The organism is Pseudomonas sp. AF32, assembly GCF_022342325.2.
Taxonomy (GTDB): Bacteria; Pseudomonadota; Gammaproteobacteria; order Pseudomonadales; family Pseudomonadaceae; genus Aquipseudomonas; species Aquipseudomonas uvaldensis.
The window spans coordinates 41613-57078 of sequence record NZ_RQJK02000006.1; the positions used below are offsets into that span (position 1 = coordinate 41613).

Annotated in this window: 14 protein-coding genes; 13 read left to right on the plus strand and 1 reads right to left on the minus strand. The window is 62.6% G+C overall.

Annotated elements, in window-relative coordinates; genetic code table 11:
* Window positions 1-19: 19 nt before the first annotated feature.
* The 13 genes from EGM97_RS07640 (at window position 20) to EGM97_RS07700 (ending at window position 14975) form a co-directional block, all read left to right on the plus strand.
* The gene (locus EGM97_RS07640) at window positions 20-1042 is read left to right on the plus strand and encodes a polysaccharide biosynthesis/export family protein (RefSeq protein WP_238965090.1); all 1023 of its coding nucleotides are present in this window, start codon (window positions 20-22) and stop codon (window positions 1040-1042) included.
* A gap of 17 nt (window positions 1043-1059) precedes the next feature.
* A complete protein-coding gene (locus tag EGM97_RS07645) occupies window positions 1060-2652 on the plus strand; it encodes a GumC family protein (RefSeq protein ID WP_238965091.1) in 1593 nt (530 codons plus the stop codon).
* Window positions 2649-3752 carry a glycosyltransferase family 4 protein gene (locus EGM97_RS07650; protein WP_238965092.1) on the plus strand — a complete coding sequence of 368 codons (1104 nt, stop codon included), beginning with the start codon at window positions 2649-2651 and terminating at the stop codon, window positions 3750-3752. The genes EGM97_RS07645 and EGM97_RS07650 overlap by 4 nt, the downstream gene beginning before the upstream one ends.
* Entirely contained in the window at window positions 3749-5119 is a 1371-nt protein-coding gene (locus tag EGM97_RS07655; protein WP_238965093.1) for an O-antigen ligase family protein, read from the plus strand. The genes EGM97_RS07650 and EGM97_RS07655 overlap by 4 nt, the downstream gene beginning before the upstream one ends.
* Window positions 5116-6075 (plus strand): glycosyltransferase, encoded by a 960-nt coding sequence (locus EGM97_RS07660; RefSeq protein ID WP_238965094.1) that lies wholly within the window; start codon window positions 5116-5118, stop codon window positions 6073-6075. Before EGM97_RS07655 ends, EGM97_RS07660 begins: the two co-directional genes overlap by 4 nt.
* On the plus strand, window positions 6068-7204 hold the full coding sequence (locus EGM97_RS07665) for a glycosyltransferase family 2 protein (protein WP_238965095.1): 1137 nt from the start codon (window positions 6068-6070) through the stop codon (window positions 7202-7204). Before EGM97_RS07660 ends, EGM97_RS07665 begins: the two co-directional genes overlap by 8 nt.
* 12 nt (window positions 7205-7216) lie before the next feature.
* On the plus strand, window positions 7217-8221 hold the full coding sequence (locus EGM97_RS07670; RefSeq protein ID WP_238965096.1) for a polysaccharide deacetylase family protein: 1005 nt from the start codon (window positions 7217-7219) through the stop codon (window positions 8219-8221).
* Window positions 8218-9522 carry an oligosaccharide flippase family protein gene (locus tag EGM97_RS07675; RefSeq protein ID WP_238965097.1) on the plus strand — a complete coding sequence of 435 codons (1305 nt, stop codon included), beginning with the start codon at window positions 8218-8220 and terminating at the stop codon, window positions 9520-9522. The genes EGM97_RS07670 and EGM97_RS07675 overlap by 4 nt, the downstream gene beginning before the upstream one ends.
* A gap of 89 nt (window positions 9523-9611) precedes the next feature.
* Window positions 9612-11576, plus strand: a complete 1965-nt coding sequence (locus EGM97_RS07680; protein ID WP_238965237.1) for a hypothetical protein — start codon at window positions 9612-9614, stop codon at window positions 11574-11576.
* Complete coding sequence (locus EGM97_RS07685) at window positions 11573-12262, plus strand: GNAT family N-acetyltransferase (RefSeq protein ID WP_238965098.1); 690 nt, start codon at window positions 11573-11575, stop codon at window positions 12260-12262. The genes EGM97_RS07680 and EGM97_RS07685 overlap by 4 nt, the downstream gene beginning before the upstream one ends.
* Before the next feature lie 76 nt (window positions 12263-12338).
* Window positions 12339-13028, plus strand: coding sequence for an N-acetyltransferase (locus EGM97_RS07690; protein WP_238965099.1), 690 nt, complete (start codon window positions 12339-12341; stop codon window positions 13026-13028).
* A gap of 5 nt (window positions 13029-13033) precedes the next feature.
* Window positions 13034-14212, plus strand: coding sequence for a GNAT family N-acetyltransferase (locus EGM97_RS07695; protein WP_238965100.1), 1179 nt, complete (start codon window positions 13034-13036; stop codon window positions 14210-14212).
* Window positions 14184-14975, plus strand: coding sequence for a carbohydrate deacetylase (locus EGM97_RS07700; protein ID WP_238965101.1), 792 nt, complete (start codon window positions 14184-14186; stop codon window positions 14973-14975). The genes EGM97_RS07695 and EGM97_RS07700 overlap by 29 nt, the downstream gene beginning before the upstream one ends.
* Before the next feature lie 163 nt (window positions 14976-15138).
* Here EGM97_RS07700 and EGM97_RS07705 read toward each other — a convergent pair whose 3' ends face one another.
* Window positions 15139-15357 carry a hypothetical protein gene (locus tag EGM97_RS07705; protein ID WP_238965102.1) on the minus strand — a complete coding sequence of 73 codons (219 nt, stop codon included), beginning with the start codon at window positions 15355-15357 and terminating at the stop codon, window positions 15139-15141.
* Window positions 15358-15466 lie beyond the last annotated feature (109 nt).

Consider the following 15466-nt stretch of genomic DNA (forward strand, 5'->3'; position numbering starts at 1 on the left):
CGTGCAGAAGGATGACGAGATGAACGCCAGAATGCTTGTCCTGCTGTTGCTGCCGCTGGCCGGTTGCTCCAGCACTTCCGATACCCGCTCGATGCCGGTGCAGATCCTCACGGCCCCGCCGGCCAATGCCCAGGCCACCGACATGCCCAAGGTTGAACAGACCCTGCGGCCCCAGGACGTGCTGGATGTGATTTTCCACATCGGCACCACCGGCACCCAGGCCTATCGCGTACAACCGGGCGACCAGGTTGCGCTGAACTTCACCGCTGCCAGCCAGCTCAATGGTTCGCAACTGGTGATGCCCGACGGCACGATCGAACTGCCGGGGGCCAACACGTCGGTGAAGATTGCCGGGCTGACCACCGACGAAGCCCGCCTGGCGGTGCAGCGTGCCTATGACCAGAAAATGCTGTTCCAGCCCAATCGCAACCAGTTGACGGTGATGGTGACCAACCCGCTGACCAGCGAGGTCAACCTCAAGAACACCCTGACCCACCCCGGTACCGGCATGAGCCGGGAAATCACCGTGGGTCGGGACGGCTATGCAAGCTTTCCGGAAATCGGCTCGGTGCCTCTGCAGGGCATGACGGTCAATCAGCTGGAAACCTTCCTCAATGAGCGTTATGCCCAACTGCCGGGGCACATGACCGTCGATGTGCTGCTCAAGTCCACCGCTGGCAACGAGATCTACGTCCTCGGTGAAGTGGCCCAGCCCGGCTCCTACCCGATCCGCCGTCCGATCTCGGTGCTGGAGGCGCTGACCCTGGCCCGCGGAACGAACGTCAAGGCACGTCTCGATTCGGTGGTGATCATGCGCCGTAACGGTAATCAGGTCGAAGCCCGCCACTACGACGTGGAAAAAGCCCTGAGCGGGGATGCGAGCCAAATCGCCTACCTGCAACCGGAGGACATGCTCTACGTGCCCAAGACCAAGCTGGCCAGCGCCGGCGAACTGGCCAGGCAACTGGCCGACGTGGTGCTGTTCCAGGGCGTGGGGTTCAGCTTCGGCTACCGCGTCGACAACAAAGGCAGCGACAACTGAATCGCAGGTGACCGATCATGAATCCCAAGGAAAACTATCTGCACGAATTCTTCAGGATCTTCTTCGCCAACAAGCAGTGGGTGAAGCGCATTTTCCTGATTTTCGCCGTGATCGCCCTGGCGCTGCCACTGATGCTCAAGCAGAGCTTCGATATCACCGCCCAGGTGATCGTGCAGTCGAAAAAACTCTCCCAGGGCGATGCCACCACATCGCTGAACCAGGAAAACGCTACGTTCATTCCACCGTCCCTGGCGGATATGGAAACCGAGAGCAATATCCTGCGCTCGCCGGCCCTGATCCGGCAGACCATCAGCACCCTGCGCGACCGTGGCGAGTACACCCCCAGCCCAGGCATTTTCAACAAATGGGTGAGCGAGCCGTTCAAACGCTACATCACCACGCCACTGCGCGAATTCGTGGTCAACCCGTTGCGTGATGGCTTGGGTCTGGAAGTCGACCCGGTGCGCGACACCGTGCTCGACACGCTCACCGACGACGCCATCGAAAACCTGAAGATCGAAACCCTGCCCGGCTCTAACGTGATCTCCATCACTTACAGCTTCGGCGATCCGGCCGAGGGCACCCGGTTCGTCGCGCAACTGCTGCAAAACTACCTCAGCAGCCGCCAGGACCTGCAATCGATCGAGCTGCCTCAAACCTTCTATGAACAGAAGAGAACCCAATATCAGACACGCCTCGACGGCCTGGAAGGCAACCGGTTGGCCTTGCTGGAGAAAATCGGCTCGGCCGATCCCAAGGAGGAAATTACGTTCCGCCTGAACGCCATCAACACCGAAGAACAGGCCCTGAACCTGTACCAGGATCGCCTGCTGCAAAGCCAACGCTGGCTCGATTACCTCAAGACCAGCCTGGCGTCGGCGAACAGCTCGCGGTTCAACGACTACACGTTCCCGTTCACCTTCACCACCACCGTGGACAACATTGCCTTCGAAGACCGGGAAATCAAGCAACTGGGTGAGCAACTGACCGGCCAGGTCAGCCGCTACATGAATGACCTGGCGATCTTCCAGCCCGGCAGCGAACCGATGCTGCTGGCCCGGGAGCAGATCGTGCGGACCCGCCAGCAATTCCTGAAAGTGGTGAGCAACCGGATCCAGGAACGTACCACTGACCTGGCGGTGGTCAGCTCAGTGATCAACCAGAAGCAGGAGCGTATCGCCTCCTTCAAGGAGCGCATCCATCAGTTGCAGACAACCCAGACCAAGCTGCAGCAAATGGACACCGAGATCAACGCCCTGCATGCAGCGTTCTCCACTTACGCCCAGCGGTTTGCCGAGGCCAGCACCGCCCGCTCGCTGGACAACGACCTGTCCAACGCCCGTGTGCTGAGCCCACCGTTCGAACCGACCGCCCCGGCCTTCCCGAAACCGGCGCTGATCATTGCCTTCGGTCTGTTCAGTGGACTGCTGTTGGCCATCGCCCTGGTCTATGTGCGTGAGTTCTTCGACCATCGGTTCAAACATCCGGCACAAATCAGCCAGCAACTGGACGTGCCCGTGCTGCTGGTGATCAACGAGCAATCCCCCGACCCGATCAATCCGCATCGCAACTGGAGCCTGCCCAGCCTCGTCCATTGGGTGCGCAATTGAACGCGCCCTTTGCGCCGGCCCATCGCAGTAGCCCCCTGCCGATCATTCATTTGCTCGACAGCGGCGGCTTCTACGGGGCCGAGCGGATGCTGCTCGATCATTGCCTGGCCACACCGGGGCAGCACCAGGTCGTGTTTCTGGCGGCGCCGCCGACCTTGATCACGCGCTTTCGCCAGGCCGGTGTCGATTGCCTCCAATGCGGGTCCTGGGGCGAGCTGCTGCAGCATCTGCGCCAACGGCGCAGCGAACAACCGCTGCTCAACACCCACAATTTCAAGGGGCTGTTGTTCGGCTGGGCCGCCGCCACGCTGTTGCGCCTGCCGCTGGTGATCACCCAGCACGGGTTCACGCCGCGCAGTCCCAAGCAGCGCTTCTACACCTGGTTGAGTTTGCAACTGTGTCGCACCGCCTCGGTCAAGCGAGTGGTCTGCGTGGCCGAAAGCATCGCCACGCTGCACCGCGAGGCCAGCGTCCGGGCGGAAAAGCTCGACGTGATTCCCAACGGACTGCCGGCCGTCACGGCGCCGCTGGCTCACCGCGACGACAGGCAGCGCTGGCGGGTCGGCTATGTGGGCCGCTTGAGCATCGAGAAAGGCCCGGACCTGTTCCTCGACGCGATGATCCCTCTGTGCCAGCGACACCCGTCATTGCACGCCGTGATGCTCGGCGACGGCCCGGAACGCCAGGCCCTGCTCAGGCGCATCACCGACGCCGGCCTGCCCAAACGCATCGAGCTGCCGGGCTATCAGACCGACATGAATGCCTGGTGGAGTCGCCTCGACGCCCTGGTGATCAGTTCACGCACCGAAGGCACACCGATGATTCTGCTCGAAGCGATGCAGGCCGGCGTGCCGGTGGTGGCCTTCAGCGTTGGCGGCATTCCCGACGTCCTGCAGGACCGCCACAACGGCCTGCTCGCCACGCCCGCCGACAGCGCCGAACTGGCCCGACAGATCGAAACGTTGTACAGCGAGCCGCCATTGGCCCGGATTCTTGCTGACAACGCCCGTCGTACCCAACAGGACCGCTATGACCTGCGCATGCTGGCCGAACGCTGGTCGCAGCTCTACGTCCGCACGGCACGGGAGACTCGCTCATGATTGTCCCGCTTTCGATTGTCAGCCTGCTGGGCCTGGTTTGCCTGGCGTTGCTGGCCAGCCCCTATCCGTACCTGGCGCCCGGCGCAGTGCTGGGTCTGGTGGGTGTCGCCGTGCTGTACCGCAAGCCCGGTTGGGGCTTGCTGGGCATCGCCGCACTGGTGCCGTTCGAAGGGCTGTTCAAGGACAGCGCCTTTTCCGGCACCAAGTTCCTCGGCCTGGCGCTGATGCTGATCCTGATGCTGCAATTGGTCCTGCGCCAGATTCCGGAGACGCGCCTGCGCAGCAATATTTGGCGGCCACTGGTCGGTTTCATGGTGCTGTACGGCCTGAGCCTGTTGCTGTCGGAGAACATGGACCTGTCCCTGACGCATTTTCGCGACCTGGGGGTGGGTCTGGTCCTGTTCGTGATAACACTGTTGATTGGCCGCGAACTGAACCTGGACCTGTTCTGCCGGCTGGTGACCCTGAGCGTTGCCACGACCTGCGTGATGGCGATGTTCTCCGCCAGGTACCAGGAACAGGGTCGCGCCTCGGGGCTGCTGTCAGACCCGAACGTCTTTGCCTTGCTGATCGCCTTTACCGTGCCCCTGGCGTTGCTGCTGGTGATGCGCGGCCCGAGCCTGCTGCATCGTTTGTTCTGGGGCGGCTGCTTCATCCTGTTGCTGGGGGGCATGACCAAGACCGAGTCGCGCTCGGGGCTGGTGGTGTTGATGCTCAGCCTGATGATCGGCCTCTACCACTATCGCGCACAATTGCCACGCGTCCGCCCACGACACCTGGGGTTCGCCATGCTCGGACTGGCCATTCTGATACCCGTGGCAATCGCCGTGATGCCGGACGGTTACATGGCACGCATCCAGTCATTGAGCATCCTCAGTAACGGCGCCCGCGCCCACCAGGACGAATCCCTGGGTCGCCGCGCCTCGTACATCGTCGTCGGCAGCCAGATGATCCGGGAGAACCCCGTGCTGGGCTCCGGCCCGGGCACCTTCCCGTTGCATTACGCGCCCACCGGCTACGCCAAGGCGTTCTCGGCCAACCGCAAGCTCGGTGACCTGTATCGCCGGGCCCATAACACCTATCTGGAGATCTTCAGCGAAATTGGCATTCCGGGCGGATTGATGTTCGTCGGCATGCTTGGCCTGGGCCTGTACAACCTGTGGCACGCCCGCCGGCTCTGGCTGGCGCGCCGGGACTGGGCGCAGGCGGACCTGCTGACGCACCTGGGCACGAGTTTCCTGGCGCTGACGCTGTTCCTGATGTTCCTCAGCGCCCCGAACCATAAGCTGCTGTGGATCATGCTCGCGCTGACCAGTGTGTTGCGCCACGAGGCCGAGCAGACCACGCCACGGGAAGCGCTCGCATGAGCTGGGTCAGCATCGTGATCCCGATGTACAACGAAGCCCGGCACATCGGGCGTACGCTGTCGGCAGCCCGGGAAGCGGCTCGCCAGGCAGCGCTGGAGTGCGAATTGATCGTGGTGGACAACGGCTCCGACGACCACGGCCCGCGCATCGCCAACGAGCTGGGCGCGCGCGTGTTGATCGTGCCCGGCGTGCACATCGGCGCGCTACGTAATCGCGGTGCCGCTGTTGCCAGCGGCGAGTGGCTGGCGTTCATCGACGCTGACATCGAGATGCCCGCCAACTGGCTCACGTCGCTGGTGGAATTGGAAGGCCGCCAGGGCGATGTGCTGGGACTGGACCTGGACACCCCACGCCAGGCGCCATGGTTTGCCGAAGCCTGGCAGCGCCGCAGCCAACGCCCCGGTGCCCATCGCCTGCATCGCGTGCAGTGGCTGCCCAGTGCCAACCTGTTGATGCGTCGTTCGTGGTTCGAGCGGGTCGATGGTTTCGATGAAACCCTGCGCACCGGCGAGGACAAGGATTTCTCCTTGCGCCTGCGCCAGGCCGGCGCGCAGTTGTTGCTGGTCAACGAAAGCGTGGCCCTGCACTGGGGCTATGAAGGCAGTTGGCGCGAGTGGATGCGCAAGGAATTGTGGCGCCAGGGCAGTCACGTGCAGTTGCTGCGCAGCCACGGTCCGAGTCTGCGCCTGCTGCGTTTCCCGGCCCTGTCCATCGGCATCTGGGGGCTGGATCTGCTGGCGCTGGTCGCCCTGCTACAGGGCCAGCTGCGCCTGGCATTGATGATCCTGCTGGTCTGCTCGTTGCCGGCGCTGCTGCTCAGCCTGCGCCAGAGCCGCCGCGACCTGCGCCTGACGCTGCAGCTATGGGCCCTGCATGGCATACGCCTGCACCTCACCGGCGCCGCATTGTTGCTCAATCTGTTTCATTGGAACGCCAGGAGACCTGCCCGTGGCTGAACTCATCTACTGGACCTGCCTGTTGCTGCCGGTGTACGCCTACCTCGGCTATCCGCTGATGTTGAGCCTGCTGGTGCCACTGTTTCCAGTGCGCCACTACGGCCGGGCATTGCCGATGGACGTCAGCATCGTCATCGCCGCCCACAACGAAGCACGGCACATCGAAGACAAGCTGCGCACCTTGCTGGCCCAGGATTATCGGGCGCATTCGCTGCGAATCATCCTCGTCAGCGACGGCTCCACCGACGACACCGTGGCCCGCGCGCACCGGGTTGTCGATCCGCGCATCAGCGTGCTCGACCTGCCACGCCAGGGCAAGGCCGCCGCCCTCAATGCCGGCGTGGCCCACAGCAGCGGCGAAATCCTGGTGTTCACCGATGCCGACAACCAATGGTCCTACGACACCCTCCGCCATTTGCTGGCGCCGCTGGGCGATCCGGAAGTCGGCGCCTGCGCCGGCCACATGGAAATCCCGATACCGGGCGCAGGCCTGAGCCTTGGCGACAGTCTGTACCGTCATTACGAGGGCTGGCTGCGCCGGGTGGAAAGTCGCGCCGGCTGCATGGTCTCGGCCGACGGCGCGCTGTTGGCCTTGCGTCGGGGACTGTTCGAGCCCATACCGGCTCAGGTCAACGACGATTTCTTCCTCAGTACCTGCGCGCCGGCAGCCGGCAAGTCCATCGTCTACGTGCCTCAGGCGCGGGTAATCGACCAGGGCGTGGACGAGGCCGACAAGCAGTTTCGTCGGCGCCAGCGGGTCACCGTCGGCGGCCTGCTGAGCCTGGCCCATCGCCGGGCGCTGCTCAACCCGCTGCGTCATGGGCTCTACGCCACCGCACTGATCAGCCACAAGCTGATCCGACGCCTGGCACCCGTGCTACTGCTGCCGCTGTTGCTCAGCAACGCCTGGCTGTGGGACGACCATCCGTTCTATCGCCTGACCCTGGCGGGACAACTGTTCGGCTATGCCATGGCGATGATCGGCCTGTTGGACCGGCGTCATCGATTGCCCCGGCCCTTTCGTCTGGCCGCGTTCGTGCTGGTGACAATGACGGGCATGAGCCTGGGCCTGTGGCAGTTCCTGCGAGGCCAACGCTACAGCCAATGGAACCCCGAGCAGAACCGCTGAGGAGCATGGCCGATGTCGATCAAACAAGTCTTCAAGCGCACCGGCGGCTGGCTGTACCTGAACACGTCCCTGGGGCGCGGCCCGCTGCGGGGCGCCGGCGTGATCCTGATGCTGCACCGCGTGTTGAGCAATGATCGCGCCGCCGAACTGCCCCATCGCAATGAACTGTGCGTGGGACCGGAAGCCTTCGAACACCTGCTGATCTGGTTGCAACGGTATTTCGATTGCGTGCCGCTGATGACGCTGCTGCTGGCCGATCCCGCCAGCGTACCGGACCGTCCACGGGTCGCCCTGACCTTCGACGATGGCTGGCGCGACAACGCCATGAACGCCTTTCCCCTGCTGCGTCAGTATCAGGTGCCGGCGAGCATTTTCCTGTCCACCGATTTCATCGGCAGCCGCCAGCACTTCTGGTGGGAAAGCATCGGCGAAACCCTGTGGGGCAGTCATGGGCAAGTGGCGCGGCATGTGCTGATCGAACACCTGCAACACGTCGGCCGGCCCTTGCCGGTGATGCTCGATGACCTGAATGACGAACGCCGCAGCCTGTCGCTCATGCACTACCTGCAAAGCCTGAAGACCCTCGCCCCACGAGAGCTGGATGCCCTTACCCAGGCCTGCCCGCAGGGGGCCCTGCCCCAGGCCCTGGACTGGACGCAGGTGCGCATGCTCGAAGACTCCGGCCTGATCCGCTTCGGGCCCCATGGCGCCAGCCACGCGATCCTCACCGGACTGGACGACCAGCGCCTGCACGAAGAACTGAGCCGTAGCCGCATAGCCCTGGAAAACGGCTGTGCCCAGCCATTGCCGGTGTACTGCTACCCCAATGGCGATAACGATGAGCGAGTGCGCCGGCAGGTGGCGGCCCACGGCTTTGCATTCGGCCTGGGCACCGAGACCGGGCTGTATCGCCACGATGGCGATCCGTTGAATCTGCCGCGCTTTGGCGTCAGTCAGCGCAACGCTCATCATCCCGAACTGCTGGCCTGGCGTATCCGTCGAGGGGCTCGCTCATGAGTCGCGGCCATTACCTCAAGCATCTGGCGCTGAGCATGGGCACGCGCCTGGCGATGATCGGCCTGCGCCTGCTGCGCAACGTGTTGTTGGCCCGGATCCTGGGGCCCAGCGAACGCGGGCTGTTCGCCCTGCTCAGTACCCTGCCGGACCTGATCAGCGCAATCACCAGCGGTGGCTTGAATTCCGCCGTGGGCTATCAGGCGGCCCAGCATCGCTCAATAGGGCTGCTGCTCAGTCAGGTGCTGGTCTTCGGTTGTCTGCTGGCCGGGTTACTGACATTGCTGGTGGTGGCCACGGTGCGCGAATTCGGCGGCGAACTGGACATCACCACGCAGTTGGGGCTGCTGGCATGGTTGCTGTTGCTGGCCGTGCCGTTGACCGTCCTGAAAAGCGGCTTGCTGACGTTGCACAACGCATCCGGTGGCCTGGGTGCCTTCAATGCCCTGCGCCTGACGGAATCCCTGGCGCCGCTGGTGCTGTTCCTGATGTTGTTCTGGATGTGGCAGGACGCGGCCCTGGAAGCAGCCCTGATCAGTTGGCTGACGGGTCTGGGCCTGGTGGTGCTGGCCGGCTGGGTGTGGCTGCGACGGGATCACGATGTGTCGTTGCAATGGGACCGCGCCAGCCAGAAGGAACTGTTGCGCTACGGCGCCCGCAGCCACCCGGATCTGCTGTTCCAGCAGGTGGTGTTGCGCTCGGATTTCCTGTTCATCGGCGCCCTGCTGGGCAGCACGGCCCTGGGGCATTACGCGATGGCCAGCGCCGCTGCCGAACTGTTGTTGATCGTACCCGAAGCGGTCACCACGCCACTGATGAAACGCCTGTTGCAGCAAGACACCGACATGCAGCGCCTGACCCCCTTCGCCCTGCGCCTGACCGCCACCGTCATGCTCGGCGCCTGCCTGGGCATGGCATTGATTGGCCAATGGTTGATCGTCACCCTGTTCGGCGTCGCTTATCAACCGGCTTATCCTGCCTTGCTGGCATTGCTGCCGGGGCTGTTCGGGCTGTGCTATGCGAGCATCCTGCGCCTGGACCTGCTGGGCAAGAACCGACCTGGCACGGTTTCGCTGCTGATGGGGTTGGGCGCGGTGTTGAACCTGGCGCTGAATGTGGTACTGATTCCGCGCTATGGCATCGTCGGCGCGGCGGCGGCGTCGTCAATCGCCTACCTGGGCGTGACCCTGGCCCTGCTGGCGATGTACTGCCGCCTCAGCGGGGTGGCGCTGTGGCAGACACTGCTCATCCTGCCCAGCGATTTGCTGCCGATGCGGCAGATGCTGATGGGGAAATCGGCATGAAATTCTTCGTTGCCTGCCAGTCCGCCATCGCGAGCAGGCTCGCTCCCACAGGAGCCGGTGACTGCCCCGTGGGAGCGGGTTTGCTCGCGATGGGGGCGGCGCGGTGGTGGTGGACGATTGGCCTCTGGGCCATGGCGCTATCGGCCCAGGGGGGATCCATGGAGTGGACCGGTATCCGCGACGGTAGCCTCTATTTGCAAACCGGCCGCCCCACCCAGGTCACCGTCCGCTGGGTACCGGCGTGGCAGGCCGACGCCAACGAAGAACGTCTGTACCTGCTGGACGGCCAGGGCCGCCTGGCGGGCGAGCGTCTGATCGAAGCGGCTCAGGAGCGTGGCGAGCAACAGTGGCCGTTGCTGCCGGGCACCGCCAGTTATCGATTGGAAATCCCTGGCTACAGTTTCCGCCGTTATAACGTTGAGCTCGATGGGCGCACACAGGCCTTGTTCGCCCCGGCCAAGGTGCATTTCAGCGCCGAAACCCACGATGGCGACGAGCTGTATTTCAAGATTGCAGCCGGCGAGCAGGCAGTTCTGGCAGGCAAGTTCCACGGGGGCGTTCGTAGGCTGCAAGCCCGGCGCGTCGCAGACGGCAAGCAGCTGCAACTGAACCTCAAACCGTACCGTGCCTATTGGCAGTTCGACCAGATGGCCCTGCCGGTTGCCGACGTAGAACAGGTCTGGCGCCTGCACCTACAGGGCAATGGCAAGGCTGCGTTCTGGCTGGATGGCACCGCCAACCTGTTCGCCCAGAATCCGACGCACTTGCAGCCGCTGCGCCAGAATCCCGGGCAGACCCACCTGATGCTGCACCCTGAAGCGCTCGGCCCAACCCCCAAGCTGGGCATGTACTTGCCCTACGTGTTGCCGCCGCCGTCCAGCTACCCGTTGCTCGATGCAATCAAACCCCAAGCGGCCAGCTTCTACAGCCTGGTCGATGTCATGGCGGCCAAGGCCAGTCATGAAGACGCATTCCGGCGCCTGTATCAGGATCGCTTCGGCATACACCGGGACATCACCTTGCTGGCCGGCAGCCAACGTCGGGCCGACCTGCAGGCCGACCGGACCAGTCAGAGCGGCTTGCAAGCCTGGCTCACCGCAACCCGCGCTTTGGACGGCAAAGGCCTCCATTACCTCAGCTTTGCCGATGAGCCGAACCTCAACTACCCAGACTTCGCCAGCTTCCAGCAAGTTTTCCAGAGCATGGCGGCTCAGGTCCGCGCCGACCCCGCCAACGCACGCGCCGGTGTTCGCATCGCCATACCGGCCAGCTCACGCTTCACCAACGGTCCGCTGGCCGAGAACGCTGCCGACAAGCGTGGCCTCGACTGGGCGCGACGCTTGCTGGATAAGTACGGCGACCAGATAGATGCCCTGGCCTGGCACGAATGGATGATCCGCGACCTGCTGGCGACGCGGGCCTATCGCAACAGCGTTCGCCAGGCTGCCCGTCTGGTGGGATTGGATAGCCAGGGGCGCCCGCGCAAAGCCTTGCTGTTGGACCAGACCAACATGTCCAGCGGTTCGAGCCTGAGCCCTTATGACCAGGAAACCCATTACGCCGCCCTGTGGTGGACATCCGTGGTCATCAACGCCTCGGCCGACGGCTGGCTGGACATGCTCAACTGGTTCATGCTCGCTGATGAACCTGAGTACCCCAAAGGCATGGTGCGGGTGCTGGACAACCAGCGCTTCGAACTCAAGCCCGTGGGGCTGGCCCAGCAGTTCATTCAGCTGCACTGGCTCGATCAGGTGCTACGCCTGGATAACGACGCCTTCGAAGTCGACGCCCTGGCCATGGCCACAGGGAAGCAACGCAGCCTGCTGGGCGTGAACAAAAGCACACGCGCCCATCAGGTCAGCCTGGACGGCGTTGCCTGTTCCCAGGCTCAAGCAGAACTGGCGTATTTCGGGCCCGATAGTCATATCCGCAGCGCCCCGTTCAATTGCGAGGCCGAGCAGGTCCGGTTTCTCCTGCCAGGAGAAACCCTGTTCGCCCTGGGCTGGACTGCTTCCGCTCCCCCACCACCGGCCATCCATCAGGAGGCACCATGAGCGTTCTACAGAAATGTCGTCGTCACGTTCAGCAAAAGGGCCTGCGCGCAGTCTTTAAACAACTGATCAAGCACTACGTGTATTTCCACACTCGGCTGGTGTGGCTGGAGCACGATGTGCGGACCCCGCTTCCTGCGCATAACCTCAAGCCCTACCCACCCATGCGCCTGGAGTTCATCACGGTCAGCAATGCCGATGCCTTTGCCCGGCACTTCGGCGACCGTGTCGAAACCATGCGCGAGCTGGCGGCCGAAGGCTACACCGGCTTGATGTACCTGGATGCTCAGGGTGACACCGTGGGTTTCGCCTGGGCCAGCACGCACGACTATTTCGACCGCCATTTCTATCGTTGCAACTTTCCGATCAAGCCTGGCGAGTACTTTCAGTTCGGTGGCGAGATGATCCGCGCCTACTGGGGTTCCAGTATGTCGGCGGACATGCAGTTGGAGGTATGGAAAGTCATGGCAGGCAAAGGTTGCCAAACGATGGTCGATGTCTGCGACTTGCAAAACATCCCGGCCATCAAGATGCACCTGCGCATGGGCTTCCAGGAGCGCGGCAAGATCACCCACGTGTATCGCCTGTTCGGTCGCTGGCGTTTTTTCCGCGACACGCTCTACCGCGGCTCGGCACTGAACGCCTTTCGTAAACCGGCCCCACCGCTTGCATCGACTGCGCCGGCCTGATGCCCATTGCGCTCCCCCCATCGCGAGAAAGCTCGCGATGGGATTTACCCAAACCGGCCCCTCGCCAGGAGGCACCATGAACATTCTGCAAAAATTGCGTGATCGCATTCGGACAAAAGGTTTGCGCGCCGTTCTGAATCAGCTGTGCAGGCATTACGTGTATTTCCACGAACAACTGGTGTGGATGGAACGTGATCTGGTCAGCCCGATACGGCCCAACAACCTCAGGCCCTATACGCCGTTGCGCCGGGAAACCATTACCACCGGTAATGCCGATGCCTTCGCCACGTACTTTGGCGACCGTGTCGAGACCATGCGTGAACTGGCCGCCGAAGGCCACACCGGACTCATGTACCTGGACGACAAGGGCGACACAGTCGCTTTCATCTGGGGCAGTACACGGGACTACTTCGACCGCCACTTCTTTCGCTGCTGGTTCCCGGTCAAACCGGGCGAGTTCTTCGAGTTCGGCGGTGAGCTGTACCGCGCTTACTGGGGGACCCGACTATCGGTGGATATCCAACTGGATCTGTGGAAAGCCATGGCCGAGCAGGGTTGCAACAAAGTGGTCGACGTCTTCGAACTGAGCAACGTTCCCGCCGCCAAGCTGCACCTGCGCATGGACTATCGGGAGCGCGGCCAGATCACTCATATGCATTGTCTGTTCGGCCGCTGGCGGTTTTTCCGTGACACGTTCTACACCGGCTCGGTCCTGGACTCTTTTCGTAAACCGGCCAAGCCGGTTGCATCCACTGCGACGGCCTGACGTCCATGGCGATCCGGTTCCAATGGTGTCGCTCCCTGGGCGCAGAGGATTTCCCCACGACAGCTTATGAACAGCTGCGAACCCAGGTGGCTGACGCCACACCGTTCAATACCCTGGCCTGGCTGCAAGCGGCGGAATTCGCCTTGTCGCCCGAGCAGCAACTGCATGTGCTGCTGGGCTGGCAGGATCAGACCTTATGCCTTTGCCTGCCCCTGATATCGGGGCTTGAGCGTATCGGCGGGCTGCGGTTCCGGGTGTTGCATCATTTGGGATACCCATTGGCTGACCGCATTGCGGTGCTGGTGCGCCTGGACGCCGAGGGCATGGGCCAGGCGCTGATGCAGATCCGTCAGCACTTGCCTCACGCGTTGCTGCAGCTCAACGAAGTGATCGAGCCGGTCGGCGAACAAAGCGTCCTCAGTGCCTGGATGGCGCTGAGTTCCACCGGGGAGCGGCGGCTCAGTTGCCGGGTTCCGGTGCACCTGATCAGCGACAGTGATCATCAGGAAATCTCCGGTGATCCACGCTACAAGTTGCGCCGGGCGCGCAAGCGGATCGCCGCTTGCGGTGCCCAAATCCGTCGAGTGACACCGGATGCCATCAGCATGGGGCAGGTGTTGCGGGCAATTGCCAGTGTCGAGGCGGCCAGCTGGAAAGGCGAGGAAGGTGTCGGCATCTTCGCCGACGCCATGGGTCGGCAATGGATGAATCATGCCTTTACCGCCCTCGCCGCCCAGGGCCTGGTGCGGGTGGTGATGCTGGAGCTGAACGGCGAGTGCATCAGCTATCGCCTCGGTCTGTTGGATCAAGGCCGGCTTTACGATTACAACCTGGCGTTTCTGCCACAGTACTCGGACTTGGGCAGTGGCCGGGTATTGCTTGAAGAATGGATCCGCTGGGGGCTGGAGGAAAACTGGCGGTGGATCGATGCCTCACGGGTCAGCCTCGATAACTCCAGCCATCAACTGCACGAACGCATGACCGGACAACTGGAGCATTGGCGTTGGAGTTTTTATTCCTGGCAACCCGATGGCCTGATCCTCGGGCTGGCCTTGCGTCTCTGGAAAAGTCTGAAACCCTGGCTTCGTAAACGCTCATCAAAAAAAACCAAAGCGACAGCTTCACCTTCCATTCCCAAGGAAAAGGAGATTCCCCATGCCCCGCCAAGTGATCGTCAACGCTGACGACTTCGGACTATGCGCCAGTGAAAACGCGATAATCGTTCGAGCCTTCCAGGCAGGTCTGATCAGTTCCGCTACCGTAATGGCCAATACGCCAGGCTTCGAACAGGCCTGTGTCATGTCCCGACAGCCCCGGCTCAAAGGACACATCGGCCTGCACTTCAATCTCAGCCATGGGTGGCCGCTGAGCGAGGCCATAAAATCTCGGCGGGCATTTTGCAATGCGCACGGCCAGTTCGACTTCAGCCTGTCCCGCTACTGCCTGCGCCTGGGCTCAAAAGACCTCGCGGCAATCGAGGGCGAACTTCAGGCGCAATGGCAGCGCTGCCTGGATCACGGCTTGCGTCCAAGCCACCTGGACTCCCATCAGCACGTGCACAACATCTGGCCCATCGGCGAATTGGTGGCGCGCTTCGCTGCGCGGCAAGGTGTGTCGATTCGCCTGGCGCGCAACGTTGGAGCGAACCTGAATATAGCCAAGCGTATCTTCAAGACTTTACTCAACCGCCGCCTGCGTCGTTTATGCGCAGCGACGGCTGACTACGTCTGCACGCCAGCTGACTTGCAGCACACCGCGGCACCGGAACACGGGTTGTTGGAAGTGATCACTCATCCGACTCAACTGGATGGGGACTTCGGCGATAGCTACCTGCCCCCTGGCTGCTCATTGACCCAAGTGCTGCATCAGCGTCTGGCCGGGGTACCCAAGGTAGGATATGGCAGAACTGAACGGGCATTCGAACTGGTTCAGCTCGAGGATGCGTAGTGACACCTGCACTTAAAAGCATCGGCCTTGCGGGGCAGGGATTTACATCCGCCTCACAAGGTCATCCCAAGCATCGCGTTCTTGCCATTGACGTACCCGGTCCACACCTACCCCGAATCATCAGGCTGCGTCGTTTTTCAGCACCTTAAAATGACAGACCTTGTTATCGGTCGAGCTTTTTCTCTACGTCCGTGACCTTGTCTTGCAGTTTTTCAGCGTCCTGCTCGTGGCTCTTGATCGACGTCGGGGTAATCACCTTATCGACCTTGTCAGTGTCCGGATCTGGCCGGCGGATATCGCGCTCCACCACCGCGACCGGCTCACCGCTCGCATCCTTGGCCGGCATGGCCCCCGCCTCTTTATCCGAATGTTGAATCGTCATGGAGTTGCCCTCGCTGTCTGTGGGTGCTGAGTTTTCGAGTGGGCGCGCGACGCAGGAGTTCGATTGGATTGAACGGCCACGACCTCTGAGCCAAAAGACCCTCCATTCA